Genomic DNA, 19,704 nt, shown 5'->3' on the forward strand with positions numbered 1-19,704 from the left:
TCCCTCTACTGCTCTGTTGCTTCGGACGCGAGATCGACGGAACCACGAGCGCGCCGGAACGGAATCGACAGTGCCGCACCGAGTCCCAGCACGATCAGACAGGTGACCGAGCCGATGATCGCGATGCGGCGCGGCAGCGGATCGGGTCCCGCGGGATGTACCGGCGCCGCCATCACACGTGGGATATCGGCGCCGACGCTCACCGGCTTGTCCGGAAGTTGCGCGGTCAGCGCGGCCAGCGGATCGATCAGGCCGTGGCCGACCCGATCGTCGCGGCCAGGGCCGGGCTCTTGTGCGGTGCGGGTAATTCGGTCGATCACCTGTCCGGCAGTGAGTTCCGGGAATCGGGACCGGACCAGCGCGGCGAGTCCGGCGACATAGGGTGCGGCGAAACTGGTGCCCTGGATGGTTCCGGTGCCCTCCTGGGTGACCGCGCCGTTGACCAGTCCGGTGCCGCCCGGCCTATTGTCGAGCGAGACGATATTGCGCCCGATGGCGGCGGCGCCGACCCACGGCCCGTGCAACGACAGCGCCGATGGCGAGCCGTTCGGATCGATGGAGGCCACGGTCAGGACGTAGGGCTGGAACCACGCGGGACTCGCGATGGTCTGCACGCTGTCCCAGCCGTCACCGTCGTTCTGCTTCTCACAGGCGCCGCCGTTCTCCACATTGCCCGCCGCGGCGACCACCACCACGTTGTGGTCGTAGGCGTACTTCACCGCCGCACCTAGCGGAACGTCGGCGGTGTCGGTTCCGGCTGCGCTGCAAGATACTTCGGAAATATTGATAACCGTGGCCCCCATATCGACGGCACGAACCACCGAGGCGGCCAGGGCGAGCACACTGCCGTAACCGGAGCGCACCATGGCATCCGGCGGCTGGTCGCCGCCCGCGCGATCCTTGCGCTCATAGTGCGTGCTCAGCTGGCGGATGGTGAGGATCTCGGCATCGGGCGCGACACCGACGAAGGCATCGTCCGGGCTGGGGCGCGCGGCGATAATGCCCGCGACGAGGGTGCCGTGGCCATCACAGTCGACGGTGCCGTCGGAGTCCGAGACATAGTCGCCGCCCGCTTGCAGAGCGGGCAGTCGCGGATGCCGATTCACGCCGGTATCGATGACCGCAACCTTTTGTCCCGCACCGCGACTGAATTGCCAAGCGGCTGGCAAATCGAGCACACGCTGTGGCAGCGGCGACTCCGCGGGCGGGCCACCGATGAGCGACAGTTCGGCGCAGACCACCTTCTGCTCGGTCGGCTCCAAGGGCGCGGGCCGGCCGCTGAGCGCCTGCGCGGGACCGAGCGCACCCGGGTCGATCCTCGGTGGTGGGACAGCTCCGGCCGGAGCGGACCAACCGAGCACAGATGCGCCGAGAACCGCTGCGGCGCAGACGATTCCGGTTCCGCGCCGCCAGCCGGGCTTACTCGCCCGAGCAGTCATATGTTCCTGGCCATCGAATACACTCCCATGATCCACAGCACCAGCGGGATCACCGCGACGATCAGCAGATATTCGGTGATCTCCATGGCTCGGCGGGTCACCGGCGTCACCTCGAGGTGCGGACCGATCACGCCGAACACCAGCACCCCCGCCGCGACGGCCAGCAGCAGCACACCCGCGAGCAGCAGCAGATCCGAATCGCCGAGGGCCAGTCCGGTGATCAGGCCGATGACGAGGACGCAGCCGCCCGCGATCTGCGCACCGGCCTGCACCAGATCGGCGAACGAACGGCCGCGCAGACTGATGATCACCGCTGCGATGACGGCGAGCGTAATCCCTTGCCAGCGTGCGGATCCCAGCGGATCGGCGGCGCCGAGCGCACCGATGACCGCGGCAATGGCGCAGGCGATGAGCATGCCGGTCTGGTACTGGTTGGCGGCCCTGGCCCGCTCACCGAGTCCGGCGGCCGAGGGCAGTGCGGTCGCGCCGATCGCGCCGATGCCCTCGATGGTCGGGCGCGGTTCGTGATCGGCCGGATCGATCGCGCCACCGGCGGTCGGCACCGGCGGGATCGGCAGCCGGGCCAGCACCGCAGCCAGCCGCGGCACCGCGGAGATCAGTGTGATGGCCACCACCAAGATGGCGGCGCAAATCTGGGTCAGGTCGAAATCCCAGATCATCCGCACCAATGCGGCGATTCCGCCGAACAGTGTGACGGTCACCGCGGACGCCGCGAGCGCGGCACCGGTCGCGGTGGCGCGATAGATCACAGCCGCCGCCACCAGCGTGACCGAACAGCCGAGCAGCAGATGCGGACTGCCGAGATCGCCTGGCACGAATAGTGCTGCGCCGCCGAAGAACAACAGCAGCGCACACAGTGACAACCAGGTAGCCGTCAATTGATCCGCGTACTTACGCGCCGCGATGCCCGCGGCGACGGCAGCGATGACGGCGACGCCGGTCGCGAGGAACGGCGCGGCCAGACCACCGCCGTGCGCCCGCCCAGCGGCGAGCAGCAGCAGCGCGAGCAGTACCGCCGACACCGCGGCGACCAGACCCGTCCAACGGGCCGCAGTGGGCGACCAGCCGCGGAAATCGGCACTGGTGAGCCGGGATACCGCGTCGATGACATCGTCGAAGAGCGCAGGCGATTCCTTCGCGGTGACCGAGCGCAGCACCAGCAGTTCGCCGTCGAACACCTCGGCCTCGGTCAGGCTGCGGCTCGGTGCGATGGCGTCGCGACCCAGCCGGGCCAGGGTCCAGTGTTCGGTATGCAGTGGGGTGCCGCCGTCGTCGCTCTCCACCACATCGGGATTGCGCGATTCGATCAGAGCGACGAGATCACCGATAAATGCGGCGATCGGCACGGTCGCCGGAAGTCCGACATCGAGCTGGGTATTTCCCCCGATGACGGAGACTCGGCACAGTTCGGGTTCGGCGGCGCGGGTGCCGCTGCTCAACGGTTCGGTCAATTGCGCACCGATCCCAGCTCTTTACGGAACGATCCAAACACTTGCGCCCGGTTTCCTACCTGTCGAACCAACTCTACGACTCGGATCCACTCTCGCACGAACGTTCCCCCCGCCGCATGTGGTCGTCGCACACTTTGCAACCCATCGGTAGCAAAACATAATGTATCGGACGAGCCGAGCCGACGCGATCGCTAAGCTGGTCGGAAGATGAACGCGGACAATCACGCAACAAATAGATAGCTCCAACCAACACTTCGGGGTTTGACAGCAATGACCGGCAACCGCCAAGCACAACGGGCCTTCGACGCCGGAATCCTGTCGCTGGGCCTGACCATCGACGGACAGGAATCGGCTCGCGATCTCGAGTACGCGAAACTGGCGTTTGCGCGTGCCACCGAGTGGGACCCGACGATGTGCGACGCCTGGCTGGGCCGGGCCGCGGCGGGCGAAGTCACCACCGAGGTGCTCTACAACCTGTACAAGAACAGTGGGACAACACTTTTCCGCGAGCAACGCCGGTTGGGGCTGGCGCCGCGGGCATTGGCCGGACGCTTCCTGGCCGGGCTGTACATCGACTACCCGCTGTCCGGTTACACCGAAATCTGGCTGGCCCAAGCGGCTCAGTTGATTTCCGAGAAGGAGTACGACGAGGCCGAACGGGTGCTCGACGAACTCGCCACCCATCGCGCCTCGATGCTCTCGGATACCGATCGGGAGATCGACGACCGGATCTGCGCGTATATCCGTGGCGTACTGCACTTCAACACCCAGCGCTGGCCCGATGTGATGGCCGTGCTCGCCGGATCCGCCGAATGGGACGACCCGTATCTAGCGGCGGGCGCCCACGTGATGGTCGGCTCGGCCTGCGCCCAGCTCGGACTGTTCGGCGAGGCCATCCGGCGCATGGAACAGGCCGAGGCGGGCCCGATCCCGGCGGCCAGGACCACCGCCATGTTCTGCCGCGGCCTGTGCCTGCGCGAGACCGGTAAAGAGGCCGAGGCGCAGGCCCTTTTCGAGAAGGTGTATTCGCAGGCACCGGATTTCGCCGCGAATACCGCAGCCATGCGCGATCGCACCTACCGGCTCACGGTGACAACCAAGGAGTCGATCGACGCGCGCACCGACCGCTGGGATCCGGCGTCGGCGCCCTCGGTGGAGGCGATGCAGACCGCCGACGCCGAGGACCGCGCCAAGAAGATCCTGGCCGACGCGCGCGCCGAACTGGATTCCCAGATCGGCCTCGAATCGGTGAAAACGCAGGTCGCGAAGTTGCAGGCGACCGCGCAGCTGGCCAAGATCCGGACCGAGAAGGGTATGGCCAGCGTGGCCCGCGGCAACCACCTGGCCTTCACCGGTCCGCCCGGCACCGGTAAGACCACCATCGCCCGGGTCGTGGCCAAGATCTATTGCGGCGTTGGTCTTCTCAAGACCGATAAGGTCGTCGAGGCCAAGCGCGTGGACTTCGTCAGCCAGAATCTCGGCGGCACCGCGATCAAGACCGACAAGCTGATCGATACCGCGATGGACGGTGTGCTGTTCATCGACGAGGCATACACGCTGATCCAGACCGGTCTGCAGGGCGGCGACGCGTTCGGCCGCGAGGCGGTGGATACGCTGCTGGCCAGGATGGAGAACGACCGCGACCGGCTGGTGGTGATCATCGCGGGCTACGACGGTGAGATCGACCGGCTGCTCGCCGCGAACGACGGTCTGGCTTCACGTTTCGCCAAACGCCTGCAATTCCCGTCCTACACTCCGACCGAACTCGGGCAGATCGGCAGCCTGATCGCCCGCTCACGCGATTCCGAGTTGTCCGAGGGGGCAATGGAACTGCTGATCGAGGCGTGCGGGCGGCTGTACGAGACCGAGCGCGTCGATCAGAGCGGGCAGCCGCGCCGGGGCATCGATCTCGCGGGCAACGGTCGATTCGTGCGCAACATCATCGAATCCGCCGAGGAGGAACGCGAATTCCGCCTGGCCAATGACGAATCGCTGGATCTGAGCGCGGTGGACGAGACGGTACTCATGCGCATCGAAGCGCCGGATATGCAGGCCGCGCTCACCGGTGTGCTGGCTTCGCTCGGCGTCTGAGAGTTCAGTTTCCGACGGGCAAGATATCGTGCTCGACCAGCGCATCGTTCTTCGACAGCGTCGGGCCGGGCACCAGCTGACCGATGATCGACCAGGGGGCCAGGCGCGGTTCGCTGCCGAGTCCGAGCACCTGGGCGGTGGCGATATCCGGGATGCCGTAGCGGATTCCGTTGTCCGCCACATAGAACAGGCCACCGCGCCGCAAACTGCCCGGCTCCGTTCCGGTTACCTGCACGAACTCCCCCGAAGCCGGTGGGATGTAGGCGGAATCGACCCGATCGCCGGTGCCGTCGGAGGTGGCCAAACTCACCGGTTCAGCCGAACCCGGCAGCGGCAGACGGTTGCCCGCGAGCAGGGTGACAGCGGCTCGGTCGGTGGGGCTTTCGGTCGCGTCGTTGCCGGGTTCGGGGCCCTTTGCCCAGCTCAGGCAGGTGACCGGAGCGTCCTCGGCGGAGACGATCTTCGGGGTGGTCGCCGGGAAGTGGTCGAGGGAAAGCTGATGTAGTACCGGCATATTGGTCAGCACGTCCGGCGGTTCGGCCTTGATCTCGCGCATGCCCTGGGAATTCGCGGTGCGGATGACCTGCGCGGCGAAATCGGTGACCGGCTGCACACCGTCGGCGAGCACCACATACAGCTGGGACTGATCGGTCCGCCCGGTGCCGCCGACCGCGATGACACCGCCGATCGGCACATCGGAAAGCTTTGCCGGACCGGGCTGTCCGGCCTTCGGAATATCCGGCACGGCCAGCGGCGGAACCGCGATGGCGGCATCCAGCAGGCCGGTGCCGACCGGCCGCGGTTTGTGCCCGGCCAGGTTCAGCGCACGGGCGAGCACCGAGTTGGCGGGATCGACTTCCGCGCGCTTGCCGTCGTAGATCAGATAGGTCTTATCGGCCCGTCGCACCAGCAACGCATCCGATGGGCCGAGAGTCCGAATGCGCTCGTCCAGTTGGGGTTTGCCCGCGAAAATTGCGGTTTCCACGCCGGTCGCCGCGGCTGCGCTGCCGGTGATCGAGAGCTGCACCGTTTCGCACAGCGACCAGTCCGAGCGGCCGCCCTGCGTCGAACCGGGCAGTGCGGCGGGCGCACCCGGGATGCCGAGCATCGGACCGCGCGGCATCGACGAAAGCTTCGAATCCTTCACCGATTTGGGCGATTCACTGCTGCCGCTGATCAATCGGGCCGAGGCCAGGTTCAGCACCGGATGCAGGCGTTTGTCGTCCTTCTTGTCCTCGGATTCGGCCACCACCACATACAGCGCGCCGCTGTCCTTGCCGATCACGATGTTCGCGTCGCCGATCGCGCCCTGCGGCCGCAGAAAGGCCAGGATGGCCGCGCCGGCCACCACGAGCAGGCCGAGGGTGGCGCCGACGAGCATCGAACGCAGCTGAGATCGCATGGGGTCGTGCAGCATCCGCACATCGCGCCGGACCAGTGCGTGATCGAGTCGGCGCAGCAGAAAACGGTAGCCGTTGACCTGGGCCTTGGTGGTCAGCTGAGCCGGCACATGGTCTCCATCGAACTACGGGCAGGACAGGATAATTACAGTATCGTTCGGTGCCGCGGTGTCAATCCAGCGACAATTGGGCAAACTATTTCCCATCCGCGAACACCGGTGCGGCGCGGTACTGTTATCGCAATACTGGTCTGATTATCGGGGACGGGGCTGTGAACAAACGCGATACCGACTCCGGAGCGAACGCGCGTGAATTAACCGGAAACGAAAACTCCGTGAACGCGACGCACACAACGTTACGTGATCCGGAATTCTGGCTGCTGCGTCAAATGCCTTTGCGACTCATGATTCCGCTCGCGCTGTTTGCCGCGATAGCGGCCTGGATCGCAACGGCGCTGCACGCGCCGACGGTCGCCGTCATCGCGGTCGCCGCGGTCGTTCTCATTGCCGGTGCGGCACCGGTGCGTCGGCGCGAGCCACGCAATATCGTCGGCATGCTGGCGCGCGCGATCGCCTTTCGCTGGCGGCGGACCCGGCCCGGCCCCGCCGATGCCGGCCAGGCCGCCTTCGATGTGCCGCTGCCCGAGGGCGGCAGTTACGGCGTGCGCTGGGACGGCAATCTGCTGCTCACCATGTTGCGCATCGATCCGCCGCCGGATGCGCTGACGCTGCTGCGGCGTGGTTCGCTGTCCACCGACCAGGTGGTCCCACTCACCGAAATCGGCCGCTGCCTCAGTCAATTCGATATCAACCTGGCCTCGATCGATGTGATCAGCACCGGTGCGCGGACCGCGGGCGGTGGCCCGGTGGCCCAGCTCTACGACCGTATCCTCGGCCCGCTGCCCGCCATCGCGCATCGCACGGTCTGGCTGGTCCTGCGACTGGATCCGCTCGCCAATGCCGAGGCCGTGGACAACCGCGGCGGCGGCGGTGCGGGTGCGCTGCGAACCGCGATCATCGCGACCCGCCGGGTGGCCAATCGACTCGCGGGCCGTGACATCTCGGTATCGGTGCTGACCGCGGGCGAGATGAACAGCGCGGTGCGCCAACTCACCCGCGGTATCACGCTGGACGGATTCGTCGAAACCCCGAAATCGCTGGTGCACCAGGGCCTGTACCTCACCAGCTACGAGATCCGCCCGGAGCTGATCGGGTCGCGCGGCTTCGCCGATATCTGGGCCACCCCGAGCCTCACCACCACGGTCACCGTGCGCCTTCGCCCCGGTGCGCAGCGGCCCGGCGAAGGTCGCGAAACCGGTTCTCCGCCGATCAGACTGGGCGCGCTGGTCCGCTTCGACACCGCGGCCGAGCCGGTCGAGCCGCCGGTGCCCGGGCTGCGCACCCTGCCGGGTGAGCAATTCCGCGCACTGCTGGATTGCCTGCCCGCCCGCACTGCTCGACGCGACGGCGACAACGCGGGCGACTACCGCGGTCCGCTCGCCGCGCTCGATGGCATTGTCGTTCCGACCGCCGGTTGCGGTCAGCTGATCGGCGCCGACAATGCTGGTCAGGGCATCGCGGTGCCGCTGATCGGCGACGGCACCAGACATCTCGAGGTGATCGGCCGATTGGATCTGGCCCAGCAGGTGATCCTGCGGGCCATCGCCCTCGGCGCGCACACCATCGTGCACACCGACCGGCCCGAGGCCTGGCAGTCCATGGTCGCCAATGTCGATGCGCCGCATTCGCTCTCGCTGGCGCCCCGTTTCGCCGGTGCGGGGCATCACGTCGCCCCACCGCAGCCCGGCGGGCCCATTCCCGCCGCGACCGTCGTGGTCTTCGACGGTATCGCCCCCACCGCGCTGACCGGTGGCGCGACCATCGTGCATGTTCGCGCGCCCGAGCAGCCCGATGGGCAGTTCGATGCCGATATCGTTCTGGTGCAGGATATTTCGGCTCCCAACCTGATCACGGTGCGGACCTCGACGGCCAGCGCGACGGTCAATATGGTCACCACCCCGGACGAGATGTGGTACATCGGTGAATCCCTCGCCGCGGCACGGTAATCGAACGAATACGGCCGGTCCGGAAGCGTGACGCTCCGGACCGGCCGTGCTGAGCCTTTTCGAGCGACCCGCAAGCGATCGCTGCTGATCCTTTCGAGCGACCCGCAAGCGATCGCTGCTGATCTTTTCGAGCGACCCGCAAGCGATCGCTGCTGATCCTTTCGAGCGACCCGCAAGCGATCGCTACGGCGAGGTTCAGGCCCCGAAGCCGTCACCGATCTTGCCGTCGGTGCCGAGCGCGCGGTGCAGCGAGTTCTCCACCGCCGCGGCGACATTGTTGAGCGAGGTGAGCGTGTCACCGTACTCGGAGTGCCAGGCGTCGTAGACCTGCTTGAAGCTGGCGTGGGCCACGTTGCCCTCCCACGCCACCTTGAGCACGCCGCCCGCGTCCTCCATATCGCTGCCGTATTTGATCAGGTCGCCGTGCAGGGTGACCAGATCGTTGTACAGAGCCGTCATCGGGCCCTTGGCGTATGCCATAGTCATGGTGATTACCTCCGAATCGAAGACTGAATAGTGTGTCGGCCCAAGCACTTACAGGCTGATGTGCTCGAAACCTTCGCGGTTTTCCTGCTCCATCTGGATGTACTGCTGGGTACCGTGACCGACCTGCTCGGTAATGGCGTTGAGCTTCTTGTGCAGCTCCTGCGAGTGCTGAGCCCAGTTGGTCGAGGCCGCGACGAACGCCGCCTTCGCATCGCCTTCCCAGTGGGTCGCCGCGGCGACCTCGTCATCGATCTTCTTCAGCGTGCGCTGCATGTTGTCGACCGCGGCGGCCATGAACTCCTCGGCCTTCTTCGCGGTCGCCTCGTCTACGTGTACACCTTCACCACTCATCGTGGACACCCTCTCGTGTAGTGATTCCAATGCCCGGAAACGATGCCGGGTGACATCGCCGGAAGGTCGGCGGCTGACTTACTGCGCGCCCTCAGGGTCTACTGCGGAAGCCACCTTCCCCCGGGCAGTGATTCGATCAGTGCCGAAATCGCTTGCGCGATACGGTGATCGGTGCCCGGTGTCACCGTGGACCAGACCTGCTGATCCGCAGCAATCCCGGGCGCGGCCACAATGCGACCGCGTCCGGTGTCATAGACCGCGACCGCACCGGGCGGCCGGGTGGTCGTACCGTCGAGATGGGCGTAGGCCACGATCTCGGCGAAGGCATGGCAGGAGGCGAAGGCCAGGCCATAGGCGGTGGCGTCATGATCGGCGACGCCCAGTGCGTAGACGGCGTCCGCGTAGTCCTCGGAGGTCTGTGCCGCGGCTAGTCGCTCGCTCAATTCGCTCGACAGCGCGCTGAAATTGGTCACCTCCGCGGGTGTTCCGGCTCCGAGCGCCTCGAGCAGTGGGCGCACCAGCGCCGCGCCCGACCCGTCCGCCCAGACGGTCCGCACGTCGAAGGTGTCGCCGGTGCGCACCGCGATGGCATGCTGTTCGCCGCGGCGGGCCAGGCAGATCCGGGTCACGGCCGGCGTTCCGTCGGGCCCGGTCGCATAGATGCGGGCGACCAGCTCACGATCGGGTTGGGCCAGCGTGAACATGGCATCGGCCAGTTCGGAGTCGACATCGCCCTCGGCGTCGAGCACGCCCGCGCCGACCAGTTCGGTCACCGCGCGCTGCTGCGCCTCGGCCCACGCGTCGAACGAATCCTGCTGCGGTCCAACGGAAAGCACCAGCGGCAAGGTCTGGACACCGAGTCGCTCGGCCACCGCGAGCAGGCCGTCATTGGTCATGGTCGTCATTCGGCGCCTCCCGATGCCGTCCGACCGGTGGCCGCAGGTGCTTCCGGAGCGCCGAGTACCGCCGGGGCGGCGGCGATACCGAGATCGGCACCGATCGCGTCGCCGGTCACTGCGGCCGCGCGGGGGGCGTAATCCTCCTCCTCGGCTCCGCCGCCCGCCGCCATCGCGCCGGGAACCATCGGCAGCGCACTGGAACTCGCGGTGGAGGCCGGAACCGGTTGTGGGGTAGTCACTTCCACCGGGGTGGGCGCTTCAGTGAAGACCGGTGCCCGATACGGCTGCAACTTCGTGAGCGTCGGGACCGCACCGATTCCGCCCGGCATGAACATCCCGGGTGTGATCGCGGGCAGCGCGGGCATTGCCGAAGTCGCGGCCGCCGCCGACGCGCTCGCTTCCTCGGCCGCCAGTGCGGCGGGCGAGGCGATTACCGGCGGATCCTGCTGAATCCATGGTGTCGCAAGCGGTTCGGTCGCCGCCTCGTAGGTCTGCATCACGCGCGCGGCCGCCGCCTTCGCCATATCGGCGTCGGTGTCGGCCCGGGCGGCCACCGCCTCGAGCGGTGCGCCGAGCGCCCCGCCGATCGATTCGAGCATCCGCTGCACCGCCTGGATGGCCTGGATCTCGGCGGTATGCGGCATGGTCAGCCGGGCCAATTCATAAGCAGCGGCTTGGGTTTCGGCACGCGCCGCATTATTGCCCGCAGTCGTCGCGGCATCGGCGAGCCAATCGCGCAACCGCGAAATCCGTTCCAGCACCGGGCCACTCGTGGTGGATTGCCACGCACCGCGCATCGACGCGACGATCAGTTCGTATTCGGCGACCGCCGTACCGAATCCGGCGGCCAGCCGGGTCCACGCGGCACCGGCCTCGGCCATCGGTACCGCGCCGGGACCGGTGGACAGTTCACGCGCCAGCCGCTCCGGCTCGCGCGCGCCCCAGACCACACCGGTGAAACCGGGCTGCGGTGGTTCGATCATGGCGGCTCCGTGTCGTATTCGCTGTGGTGTCAGGCCGCGCCCGGGACGCCGAAGTCGGCGACACTGTCGTTCTCGGCGCGACCGAACTGTGCGGCCTGCGCGCGCAGCGTCGCCGCCAGCTTGCGCAATTCGACGATTCCGGCGGTCGCACTCTGGCCGTAGGAGGCCGCGACATCGTTCATCGTCTGCGCCGCGCGCGCCGAAACCTCGTCGACGCCAGCCGACGGCACCGTCAACGCGGGCGAGCCCTCGCGCAATTCCGCTTCCAGTCGGGCCGCGAGTCCGTCGAGCCGGATGGCCGCGTCCCGGGCCGCCGCCGGATCGAACATCACTCCATCGAAATCCGTACCGCCGCTTGCCATCGCAACCTCCTGAATCAACGAACCCTTAGAGGGTGAGTTCCTTATCGGGTGGTGGCTCCGAGATCTGTTCGGTCGCGCCGACCACCGGCAGCGAGACCCCCTCGATCGGTCCGACGACCTCTTCGCCGTGTTCGGCATTGACCAGGAAACCGGGCATATCGCCGCCCGCATCCCCCGCTCCGCGCGCACCTGCCCCGCCCGCCGCGCCGTAGGGCATCATGCCCGGGCTGCCCGGCGCACCGGTGGTGCCACGCACTGCGGCAGCGGGTTCCACTGCCGCGGAACCGGTTCCGGCGGCATTGAAACCGGGCATACCACTGAGTCCGGCGGTGCGCGGTCCGCTCCACGGGCTCAGTGGTGTCGATATCGGGGCCGCGCCGATACCGCCCACACCGCCGCCGCCACCACCTGCGCCACCACCCGACGCGCCGTGCTCGGTCTCGTCCTTCTCCGTAGCCTCGCGCTGCTCTTTCGCGATGGCGTCGGCTTGCAGTTTCTGTGCCTGCGTCGCGTTCTGCGTGGCCACCTGGGTGAGCGTCTGCGCGCCGGTCTGCGCCATGGTCATCAGCGGGGTGAGCAGCTGCATCACCTGCTGCATGGAGTCGACGCCCTTGGGGGCATCGGTGACCTCGACCTTCTTGCCGACCGCGGTCATATTCGCCGAATGCGCGGTCATTTCGACCCGGGTTTTGGTCACCACCGCGATGCCCTCGGTGATCGCCTCCACGGTCGCCGCAGCGATAAACGCTTGTCCGCCACCGGTTGCCAGCCACGGCGTCGCCGCGGCCACGGTGGCCATGTACTTAGCGATGACCGAGGCCATCAGCGCGCCGCCGGTCGCCACCGAGGTCGCCCCACCGGCGAGCGACGCCTTCTCCTGCGCGCTCTGCGTAGCCAGTTCCGCGCCGTTCTCCGCGGCCTGTCCGGACTTGTTCGCGGCCTGCATCGCGGCCAAGCCCTGCCACAGCGACATCACGGTCTGCAGCGCCTGGGTGCCGAGTTGGATCGCGGTCTGCGCGGCCTGCGCGGTATCGGAGAGCACCTTGGTCGGGTCGGGTCCACCGCCCGCGGGCGCGCCGAGATTTCCGGTGCCGAAACCGCTCGCCATATCGGTGAGCGGCCTGGCCAGTGCGGCCAGATCAATGACCGGCAGCGGCGGCAGTTCAGGCAGCGGTGGCAGCCCCGAGATCTCCGGAAGCGGGCCGAGGCCCATATCCTTCAGGATGTCGTTGACCGGTCGATCGACAAGCGGTGCAAGGGCACTGCCACGCAGCAGATCCACGATCGACGGGTCGAGCGGCGCAGTCATTGCTAGACGCCGGCAGCGCCGAATTCGGTGCCGGATGCCGCCTCGGCCGCCTCATAGGCGGCGGCGCCCTGATGCGCGGTCAGCGCGGTACCCGCGTGCACACCGGCCAATTCGAACATCGAACTCACGTGATTGGACTGCGCGTAGGCGAACGCCAGCAGAAAGTCCTGGCCGATCAAGCCGAATACCGGCGCGGCCGCCGCCACGGTTGCCACCTGGTCGAACGCACCGGCCGTTGCGACACCGGTGGCCATGGCCACCGCCGCGTCCCCATACGCGCGAATAGCGTCAGGCGTTGCTACAAGTTCGCTCATCGTAATCCCCCGATCCCGTAACTCAATTGATCGTCCCTTGTAGAACCTATCAATCGAACTGCAATGTCCGAAAGCAATTTTGCACAAACTTAAGGTTCTTGACACAAGTTCTACGGGGGCAGCGTGAACGTCGGGTGTCTACTCGGCAACTTCCTCGTTGAAGGCAGTGACCAATTCGCTACGTCGCTCGAATGCCTGCCGCACCGCGGCGGCCGCTGTCGCTACCAGCGTCGACTCGAATTCCGCCGGTGTCATCCGCGAAACAGCCTGGGAGAACTGCAGATCCAGCAATGTTCCGTTGCCGTCGACCTCAACGGTGATCGAACCGTCCTGCGCCGTCTCCCGCCCGCGCACCCCGGCCATATCGTCGGTCAGATCCCGGATCCGATACAGCCGCCGCTGCACGCCGGCCATCAGTTCGTCCATGGTCTCGTACACGATGAAAACTCCTCTCGGACAACGCCGAACTACACCTGACGCAACCAGCTATCCGGCTCGGTCTCGTACTCCTGCTCTTCAGCTAATTCCTGGCGCGCAACATCTTCGGCGGTCGGCAACCCGCTGAGCGCCAACATCTCAGCGGGCACTCCCGCCGCCGCCAACTCCGCCCTACGCGCCATCCCGGCCCGATTGGCTGCCTGCCTGCACAGCCGCAACACCTCGGCCGCCAATGCCTGCGGATCGCGCTTCAACTCGGCCGGTTGGACCGAAATACCAAGTGGCAGACCCTGTTCGGTGGTGCGCACCGAGATCGCGCCGCTGCGCGAGGTCGCGGTCCATTCGGGAATACCCGGTTGCGTTTCGTCCATGGCGGCCACCTTTCAGACTCGCTCGTCCTTGATCGCACGCACGATGGCGGCGATCCTGGTGTTGACCATCGCGGTCAACCGCTTCTTATCGGCGGCAACGGCCACCGGCGGGCTCTGCTCGTCGATCGCGTAACGCCCGTCCTCGTCCACATCGCGCCACACCAGCCGATGCCGGGTGACTCCACGGGGGCCGAATCGCGAACGGCCCTGGACGATATCGATACTTCCGATGCTCGGCGTGGGCGTTTCGAGGAAGCGTTCGGCCCGCTCGGCGACCGAATCGTCGAAGGAGTCGTGCACCGCCGATCTGCCGAACGAATAGTCCATATCGTCGTCGCGGTCCGGGGAGGCGAGCACGATATCGGACAACTTGCCCGCGTCGATCTCGGGCAGCACCTCGACGACAGCCTCGCCCAACGCCACCGCATCGCATTCGGTTACGGTGAAACCTCCTGCATGCCAAAAAGTTTTCCCGGGCAGCTGGGTGACCAGATAGCCGCGAGTCGCGCGCCGGACCGCGAGCACCCGCAGCAGGGTCTGCGGCTTACGCGGCTCGCGCCCGTCCCAGCCGTTGACCGCGATCCAGACGTCGGGGTCGACGATCGCGGCCATGGCATCGTCGAACGACCCGCCCAATGTGCGACGGACGCGCTCGAGCGCCTCGGACTTCAGCGCCTCGAACTGTTCCTCCGTCGGCACATCGGTGGTGAAGTAGAACGGCCACGGCAGCGCCTCGCCGAGTTCCGCGAACCAGAGTGCGTAGAACTCGAGGTCGGTGAACTTCCAGGTCGGATTCATTGCTCGACAACAGGTTTGACAACGACTGGCGCGTCGCCGAGCGCCTCCTCGATGTGCTCGACCGAATCCAGATACGCAGCCCGCTTATGTTCCTTGTTCTGGCCACCGGCACCGTGGCCCGCCGGTCCCATGCCGCCGGGCGAACCCGGCTGCCCCGTGCTCGCCAGCCCGGCGCGTGCGGCGGTCGCGGCCGCGGCGGCGTCACCGACCGCCGCGCGCGGAAACAGTTTCGAGCTCAGGCTATTGGGCGAAAGCCCGGCACCGGCTCCACTACCGGCACCACCACCGGCGCCCTTGCCTGCTCCGGCACCGCCGCCCGCCTTGAGCGCGTCCTTGCCCAGGGCCGACAGCGCCGACGGTAGCCCGGCCAATCCAGCCGACTGCATATCCTTGGCCGCCGCGGCCTGTGCCTGCTGTGCTGCCTGTTCCGCCGCCGACTTCGCGCTGTCCAGCCCCTGTTTCAGCGCGTCCTGTGCTTGCGAGGCCGCTTGCTGCGCGGCTTGCTCGGCCTGCTGCTGCGCGGCTTGCTGCGCCTGCTGGGCTTGCTGCTGTGCGGCCTGCTGCTCGGCCTGCTGGCGTTGCTTCTCGAGCTCGGCCTGTTGCTGTTTGGTCTGTGCCTGCGCCTGCTCGAGCGCCTTCTGCTGCTGCGCGGCCGCTTGCGCCGCGCGCTGCTGCGCCGCCGCGTTATCGGCCGCCGAACTTCCGCCGCCACCACCACCGCTGGTGCGCTGATCGCCACCGTCGGTGGTCCTGGAGTCCACACCGGGGATTCCGGTCGGCGGCGGCAATACGGGCAGCACCGTGCTGGACTGAATGCCCGGCCGATACCAGGCCCGGAATCCGTCCTGGGCCGTTTTGGTCGCCGCGCTTTCCTGTTCGGGCGTAATGGCCGCGTACTGACCGGTTTTGGCGTCCGGCTGCGGCAGAGTCTGGCGGAAATTGATCGTCCACATCGCGCCGTCCACCAATAACTGACCGATCTGGCGCATATCCGTGGTCAGCTGCTTACTCGCGCCGACGTATTTATCGACGGCGCCCTTCGCCGCCTTGGAGCCGTCACCCTGCCACCGATCCTTCACGAGCAGATCGATATTGCTGCCCAAGTCGGCGAAACCCGACTCCAGACGGGCCGCCATCCTGGTCCAGTCGCCGCCCATCGACAGCAGTCCGTTGGGCTTGTCCACCAGCGCCCAATACATCTCGGTCGCCTTGTAGTAGGTGAACGACTCGGCGGGCTCCAGATGCGGATCGACGACCTCGGTCGCCGGGCCGTGCTGTTCGAGCGGTTTGCCGTCGTATTTGCTGCCGTCCGCCTTCGGCATATCGGGATCGACATCGACCCAGCTGTACTGCCCGCCCGCGCCGCCCTGATATTTCCGCTGCATGATCTGGGTGGCCGCATCGGAGATCTTGGGCGCGGTCTTCGCCTTGATGGCATTGAAGACCGATTCCGAGGTCTCCTCCGACTTCTTCACCATCTGTCCGGCGATGACAAAGGCCTCACCGAGATCCTGCAGCGACTTCTTGTACTCGGGCAGTTTCTTGTTGATCAGCTCGCTCGCCACAGTGGCGAATGCGTTCGAGAGGATCTTGCCCGACCCCAGGCTGCCGAAGTGGTCGACGGTGAGCATGTCCTTGTACTGCTTCATGCCCTGGGCGTCGCTGGTCGGGTAGGGCCCCTTGGTATCCCCCGCGGCGATCTCGAAGACAGTCATCGCGTCGGCGATGTACTGCACCGCGTCCGGCGCGACCTTGGGATCGATCTTGAACACACCGCTCTTCGCCTGGTTTTTCAGGCCCGACCACGGGTTGCTGCCTCCGCCGGCCATCGATCAACTCCTGTCCTGCTCGGCGCTGCCTCGACGCGCGGTGTGCGCCCCCTCACGTCGCCCCTCATCCGCGCACATATCACACCGATGATCCCATGAGCTGCGTGAACGGTCGGTGACCTCACCGTGAATCATGCTGGCGCTCATGGGCCCTCCGGTTGTTCGTTCGGTGGTTTCTCGACTTCGAACCAGACGCGCTTGCCATCCCGTCGCACATCGACACCCCAGACGGTGGCCGTCTCCTCCAGTATGCCGAGCCCGCGGCCGTGGGTGCCGACCTCCATTGCGCCCGATTCTCGAGCGTCCAGATCGATCTCGATCGCGTCGGCACCGGCGGCGCCACTGACCAAACCGCTGGCAACACCCCTCGTGCGCGGCGAAACAGCCACTTTCGCAATCGGATTCGCGCTAGCCGCGCGGTCGCCGGCGCGGTGGCTTCCCGCTCGGCCAGCGCCTGAGCTTCCCGCGAAAGCACCAATTCCAGTGATGCGGCCCCCATGCCGAGGGGCCAGAACTCGGCGATCAACGCGATGACCGAATAGGCGGTGTCATGCCGAAATTCAGCGCGCTGAGAATCCAGCCCGGAATCCAGCTTCACAGCGGAGTGATGGCGATGAACATCCAGTAGCACCTCATCGCACCGATGCGCGAGCTCACCAGTCCAACTCGGAAACACCCGACTGCCCACGTAAGGAGCGGGTGTGGTCCCACGGCGTGACATCGGTGAACACCATGGGCGGGTCCGCATCCTCGGGCATCGGTAGCGGTCGCGCGGATGGCGGTGCGGTCGACACGTCGGGCCGTTCGGGCAATATCTCGCGCACCGAAATGTCGTCCGCCATCGAATCCCTCCTAGCTCACCCCGGCACCCCTACACCCAGCCCGGACTTCTCCAGTCGGGACACGATCGCCTGGATTTTGCCGGCGACCTCCGCCAGGTCCGCCGACGGTTTGTTCAACACGGACGGTGTCGCCCGGAAGCCCTCACTCATCTCGAACCCCCCTCCGACCCGGGGCTATAGCACAATTCGATCATCACATGGACGCCTGTCGTCCAAAAGGTGAAGTCCCACCGCATGAACTCGATTCGGCCGCGGCGCGAGCAACTCGGCCGCCGACAGCTGACGCGTCGCGGCTTCGAGATCTCGATCGCGACCGAAGGTGTCCATCAACAGTTCTCGGGTGACCTCCCCGCGCTCTGCGGCAGTCAGCAAGCGCGCCATCGCGGTTCGTGTTCGGGTGCCCGGATCCCCCGACAGTAACCGGGCCACCGTCTCGATCACGGTGTGCGACTGCCAGATTTCCGGCATTGCCACACCGCACTGCTGCACCGAGGGCGATTCCCCGCAGTACCACCGCTGTCCGTCCCACCAGAAGCAGAACGAGAGCAAGCCGACCGCCGCGCGCGGGCTCAGCACCGCATTGGTCACCCAATCCGGCGCTCCCGCATAGAGATTCGGCAGATCGACGCCGCCGTTATAGGCCGCGTTCAATGCCGGTGCGTCCCATACTCCGCCCGAGAGCACGGCCCGGCCGCCCGGCACGGCGTACAGCGTGGAGCCGCTGCTACCGTTCCCGCCGCTTTCGAACCAGCCGTTCGACGGCACTACCCGTGGTCCGCGGTCGGACGAAACGGCAACGTGCGCGGCCGAAATCATCGCCCAGCGGGCCCACAACTGTGGAAACGACGGAAGTTCCGGATCCACCGGACGCGCGGTCACCCCGTGCGCCCGCTCGACGAGCGCGGCGGCCACGGCGCGGCGCGGGCGGCGCCACTGCCGGTCGCAGTGACTCATGTAGGCCGCCAACCACACCGGCAGTCGCGGCCGCGGATACGCCGCCACATCGGCGCGATACGCCTCCGGGCGGAAGAGTTGGTCGGCCGGGAACGGCTCGTCGCCGTAGTCGTAATCGACCTCGACATCACCGTATGCGTTGGCCCGCAACAACAGTCGCCACCACGGCTCGGTGCCGGACGCGGCGACCTCGGTACGATACTGCCGCACCAGCGCGACCACCGACTCCGGGACTTCCAGGCGTACCGGCCGATGCTCGCCGGTGAACTCGACGCGCGCCGACTCGACGGTCACGGTCAATGCGAATACCGCGTTCAGATGCTGCCAACCGATTGGGCCGAGTTCCCCCAACTCGCTCGCGATGCGCGAAACCAACGTGTCGGGGTACCGGCCGTGGTCGGCGACGACGGAATCGCTACGCGATGCTCGAGTCATTGCTCTCGTTCCTGTTCCAACACAATCGATTCACCGATCGCGCGCTGTTGTTTCGAGTGCTGGGCACGTACTCGCCATCGATGTCTTTTCGATAGTGGCACGCGGATCGGCGCCCGCATCGCGTTACCGATGGTGACTAGCTAAAGAGACTGTTAAGAATTCGTTCCAGCCTCCGACCAGGGCATCTGCGACTTCGACGGCCGAATTATCAAAAGCTGAATTAGTTTCGGACTTTCTTTCCTGAGGACGATTCCACCCACAGCTACTCAATTCGGCTGCCGTGTTCGCCGTCGGCTTCCTAATGCGCCCGGTCGGCGGCTGGATGCTCGACCGCTACACCCGACCGCTTCGGCCGCCGCGCCGCACCGACCCGCTCGGTGACCGTGATGGCCGCGGGTTCGCTGCTGATCGCGCCACGCCCGGATATCAGACGATCGGCATCGCCGCACCGGTGCTGCTGTTGCTGACACGGCTGCCACAGGGATTCTCACTCGGCGACGAATACGCAACCAGCGCAACGTATTTGTCCGAGGTGGCTTCGCCGGGTCACCGGCTACACCTCGATCAACGCCATCGTGAAGGCCGAACTGTTCCCGACCCGGATTCGGGCGCTCGGTGTCGGCCTGCCCTAACGCGCTGACCGTCACGATCTTCGGCGGCACCGCGGAAACCATCGCGATGGCGCCGAAGAAGGCGAACCACGAATCGCTGTACTTCTGGTACGTCGCGATCTCGTCGACGATCTACTACTTCATGCGGGAGACCTCGAAGAACTCCGCGATCGAGGCGGAGGCCGATGCCGATGCCGAGGTGGCCGTGCGTTGAGCATGGCAATCCGCAAACGGCTGCGCGTCGAACCTTCGCTT

21 protein-coding genes and 1 pseudogene are annotated in these 19,704 nt (G+C 66.7%); 4 read left to right on the forward strand and 18 right to left on the reverse strand.

Annotated features, from left to right (window positions below; all coding sequences use genetic code 11):
- Positions 1 to 5: 5 nt before the first annotated feature.
- Both mycP and eccD read right to left on the reverse strand, forming a co-directional pair.
- Complete coding sequence (mycP, locus tag ACQPZ2_RS40105; RefSeq protein ID WP_433523138.1) at positions 6 to 1,439, reverse strand: type VII secretion-associated serine protease mycosin; 1,434 nt, start codon at positions 1,437 to 1,439, stop codon at positions 6 to 8.
- A complete protein-coding gene (gene eccD / locus ACQPZ2_RS40110) occupies positions 1,436 to 2,911 on the reverse strand; it encodes a type VII secretion integral membrane protein EccD (protein ID WP_433523139.1) in 1,476 nt (491 codons plus the stop codon). The genes mycP and eccD overlap by 4 nt, the downstream gene beginning before the upstream one ends.
- Positions 2,912 to 3,181: 270 nt before the next feature.
- Here eccD and eccA point away from each other — a divergent pair, with 270 nt between their 5' ends.
- On the forward strand, positions 3,182 to 5,002 hold the full coding sequence (eccA, locus tag ACQPZ2_RS40115; RefSeq protein WP_433527650.1) for a type VII secretion AAA-ATPase EccA: 1,821 nt from the start codon (positions 3,182 to 3,184) through the stop codon (positions 5,000 to 5,002).
- 4 nt (positions 5,003 to 5,006) lie between these two features.
- Here eccA and eccB read toward each other — a convergent pair whose 3' ends face one another.
- Positions 5,007 to 6,512, reverse strand: coding sequence for a type VII secretion protein EccB (gene eccB / locus ACQPZ2_RS40120; RefSeq protein ID WP_433523140.1), 1,506 nt, complete (start codon positions 6,510 to 6,512; stop codon positions 5,007 to 5,009).
- A gap of 224 nt (positions 6,513 to 6,736) precedes the next feature.
- On the opposite strand from eccB, the gene eccE reads away from it, so the two are divergent.
- A complete protein-coding gene (gene eccE / locus ACQPZ2_RS40125) occupies positions 6,737 to 8,467 on the forward strand; it encodes a type VII secretion protein EccE (protein WP_433523141.1) in 1,731 nt (576 codons plus the stop codon).
- A 195-nt stretch (positions 8,468 to 8,662) separates the two neighbouring features.
- Here eccE and ACQPZ2_RS40130 read toward each other — a convergent pair whose 3' ends face one another.
- The 15 genes from ACQPZ2_RS40130 to ACQPZ2_RS40200 all read right to left on the reverse strand — a co-directional run bounded on the left by ACQPZ2_RS40130 (position 8,663) and on the right by ACQPZ2_RS40200 (position 18,838).
- A complete protein-coding gene (locus ACQPZ2_RS40130; RefSeq protein WP_433523142.1) occupies positions 8,663 to 8,953 on the reverse strand; it encodes a hypothetical protein in 291 nt (96 codons plus the stop codon).
- Positions 8,954 to 9,001: 48 nt separating this feature from the next.
- Positions 9,002 to 9,304: a WXG100 family type VII secretion target gene (locus ACQPZ2_RS40135; RefSeq protein ID WP_063046517.1), complete on the reverse strand. Its 303-nt coding sequence runs from the start codon at positions 9,302 to 9,304 to the stop codon at positions 9,002 to 9,004.
- A 98-nt stretch (positions 9,305 to 9,402) separates the two neighbouring features.
- Complete coding sequence (locus ACQPZ2_RS40140) at positions 9,403 to 10,209, reverse strand: ESX secretion-associated protein EspG (protein ID WP_433523143.1); 807 nt, start codon at positions 10,207 to 10,209, stop codon at positions 9,403 to 9,405.
- Positions 10,206 to 11,186 (reverse strand): PPE domain-containing protein, encoded by a 981-nt coding sequence (locus ACQPZ2_RS40145; RefSeq protein WP_433523144.1) that lies wholly within the window; start codon positions 11,184 to 11,186, stop codon positions 10,206 to 10,208. Before ACQPZ2_RS40145 ends, ACQPZ2_RS40140 begins: the two co-directional genes overlap by 4 nt.
- 29 nt (positions 11,187 to 11,215) lie before the next feature.
- On the reverse strand, positions 11,216 to 11,548 hold the full coding sequence (locus ACQPZ2_RS40150; protein ID WP_433523145.1) for a PE domain-containing protein: 333 nt from the start codon (positions 11,546 to 11,548) through the stop codon (positions 11,216 to 11,218).
- 25 nt (positions 11,549 to 11,573) lie between these two features.
- Positions 11,574 to 12,857 carry a hypothetical protein gene (locus tag ACQPZ2_RS40155; RefSeq protein WP_433523146.1) on the reverse strand — a complete coding sequence of 428 codons (1,284 nt, stop codon included), beginning with the start codon at positions 12,855 to 12,857 and terminating at the stop codon, positions 11,574 to 11,576.
- Between the two features lie 2 nt (positions 12,858 to 12,859).
- Positions 12,860 to 13,171: a type VII secretion target gene (locus tag ACQPZ2_RS40160; RefSeq protein ID WP_040686631.1), complete on the reverse strand. Its 312-nt coding sequence runs from the start codon at positions 13,169 to 13,171 to the stop codon at positions 12,860 to 12,862.
- Positions 13,172 to 13,309: 138 nt separating this feature from the next.
- Positions 13,310 to 13,609: a YbaB/EbfC family nucleoid-associated protein gene (locus tag ACQPZ2_RS40165; RefSeq protein ID WP_433523147.1), complete on the reverse strand. Its 300-nt coding sequence runs from the start codon at positions 13,607 to 13,609 to the stop codon at positions 13,310 to 13,312.
- A 29-nt stretch (positions 13,610 to 13,638) separates the two neighbouring features.
- Positions 13,639 to 13,980 (reverse strand): hypothetical protein, encoded by a 342-nt coding sequence (locus tag ACQPZ2_RS40170; protein WP_063046511.1) that lies wholly within the window; start codon positions 13,978 to 13,980, stop codon positions 13,639 to 13,641.
- 12 nt (positions 13,981 to 13,992) lie between these two features.
- The gene (locus ACQPZ2_RS40175; protein ID WP_433523148.1) at positions 13,993 to 14,778 is read right to left on the reverse strand and encodes an ESX secretion-associated protein EspG; all 786 of its coding nucleotides are present in this window, start codon (positions 14,776 to 14,778) and stop codon (positions 13,993 to 13,995) included.
- Positions 14,775 to 16,607, reverse strand: coding sequence for a WXG100 family type VII secretion target (locus ACQPZ2_RS40180; RefSeq protein WP_433523149.1), 1,833 nt, complete (start codon positions 16,605 to 16,607; stop codon positions 14,775 to 14,777). Before ACQPZ2_RS40180 ends, ACQPZ2_RS40175 begins: the two co-directional genes overlap by 4 nt.
- A gap of 143 nt (positions 16,608 to 16,750) precedes the next feature.
- Positions 16,751 to 16,996 (reverse strand): hypothetical protein, encoded by a 246-nt coding sequence (locus tag ACQPZ2_RS40185; protein WP_433523150.1) that lies wholly within the window; start codon positions 16,994 to 16,996, stop codon positions 16,751 to 16,753.
- A 264-nt stretch (positions 16,997 to 17,260) separates the two neighbouring features.
- Entirely contained in the window at positions 17,261 to 17,449 is a 189-nt protein-coding gene (locus ACQPZ2_RS40190) for a hypothetical protein (RefSeq protein WP_433523151.1), read from the reverse strand.
- Between the two features lie 15 nt (positions 17,450 to 17,464).
- The gene (locus ACQPZ2_RS40195; protein ID WP_433523152.1) at positions 17,465 to 17,599 is read right to left on the reverse strand and encodes a hypothetical protein; all 135 of its coding nucleotides are present in this window, start codon (positions 17,597 to 17,599) and stop codon (positions 17,465 to 17,467) included.
- 24 nt (positions 17,600 to 17,623) lie between these two features.
- Positions 17,624 to 18,838, reverse strand: a complete 1,215-nt coding sequence (locus ACQPZ2_RS40200; RefSeq protein ID WP_433523153.1) for a hypothetical protein — start codon at positions 18,836 to 18,838, stop codon at positions 17,624 to 17,626.
- Positions 18,839 to 19,065: 227 nt separating this feature from the next.
- Between ACQPZ2_RS40200 and ACQPZ2_RS40205 the strand changes: the two are divergent.
- Together ACQPZ2_RS40205 and ACQPZ2_RS40210 are read left to right on the forward strand one after the other, a co-directional pair.
- Positions 19,066 to 19,391, forward strand: a pseudogene (locus ACQPZ2_RS40205) (MFS transporter); the annotation flags it as partial.
- Positions 19,392 to 19,453: 62 nt separating this feature from the next.
- Complete coding sequence (locus ACQPZ2_RS40210; RefSeq protein WP_433523154.1) at positions 19,454 to 19,663, forward strand: hypothetical protein; 210 nt, start codon at positions 19,454 to 19,456, stop codon at positions 19,661 to 19,663.
- Positions 19,664 to 19,704 lie beyond the last annotated feature (41 nt).

It is taken from the genome of Nocardia pseudovaccinii, assembly GCF_050942345.1.
In the GTDB taxonomy this organism is placed as follows: Bacteria; Actinomycetota; Actinomycetes; order Mycobacteriales; family Mycobacteriaceae; genus Nocardia; species Nocardia pseudovaccinii.

Bases quoted from the DNA above. Each gene is read 5' to 3' on its own strand.
- ACQPZ2_RS40160 (WP_040686631.1), bottom strand. From the start codon at position 13,171: ATGAGCGAACTTGTAGCAACGCCTGACGCTATTCGCGCGTATGGGGAC.
- eccA (WP_433527650.1), top strand. From the start codon at position 3,182: ATGACCGGCAACCGCCAAGCACAACGGGCCTTCGACGCCGGAATCCTG.
- ACQPZ2_RS40190 (WP_433523151.1), bottom strand. From the start codon at position 17,449: ATGGCGGACGACATTTCGGTGCGCGAGATATTGCCCGAACGGCCCGAC.
- ACQPZ2_RS40180 (WP_433523149.1), bottom strand. From the start codon at position 16,607: ATGGCCGGCGGAGGCAGCAACCCGTGGTCGGGCCTGAAAAACCAGGCG.
- ACQPZ2_RS40155 (WP_433523146.1), bottom strand. From the start codon at position 12,857: ATGACTGCGCCGCTCGACCCGTCGATCGTGGATCTGCTGCGTGGCAGT.
- ACQPZ2_RS40200 (WP_433523153.1), bottom strand. From the start codon at position 18,838: ATGACTCGAGCATCGCGTAGCGATTCCGTCGTCGCCGACCACGGCCGG.
- mycP (WP_433523138.1), bottom strand. From the start codon at position 1,439: ATGACTGCTCGGGCGAGTAAGCCCGGCTGGCGGCGCGGAACCGGAATC.
- ACQPZ2_RS40170 (WP_063046511.1), bottom strand. From the start codon at position 13,980: ATGGACGAAACGCAACCGGGTATTCCCGAATGGACCGCGACCTCGCGC.
- ACQPZ2_RS40175 (WP_433523148.1), bottom strand. From the start codon at position 14,778: ATGAATCCGACCTGGAAGTTCACCGACCTCGAGTTCTACGCACTCTGG.
- ACQPZ2_RS40195 (WP_433523152.1), bottom strand. From the start codon at position 17,599: ATGAGTGAGGGCTTCCGGGCGACACCGTCCGTGTTGAACAAACCGTCG.
- ACQPZ2_RS40135 (WP_063046517.1), bottom strand. From the start codon at position 9,304: ATGAGTGGTGAAGGTGTACACGTAGACGAGGCGACCGCGAAGAAGGCC.
- ACQPZ2_RS40140 (WP_433523143.1), bottom strand. From the start codon at position 10,209: ATGACGACCATGACCAATGACGGCCTGCTCGCGGTGGCCGAGCGACTC.
- ACQPZ2_RS40145 (WP_433523144.1), bottom strand. From the start codon at position 11,186: ATGATCGAACCACCGCAGCCCGGTTTCACCGGTGTGGTCTGGGGCGCG.
- ACQPZ2_RS40130 (WP_433523142.1), bottom strand. From the start codon at position 8,953: ATGACTATGGCATACGCCAAGGGCCCGATGACGGCTCTGTACAACGAT.
- ACQPZ2_RS40150 (WP_433523145.1), bottom strand. From the start codon at position 11,548: ATGGCAAGCGGCGGTACGGATTTCGATGGAGTGATGTTCGATCCGGCG.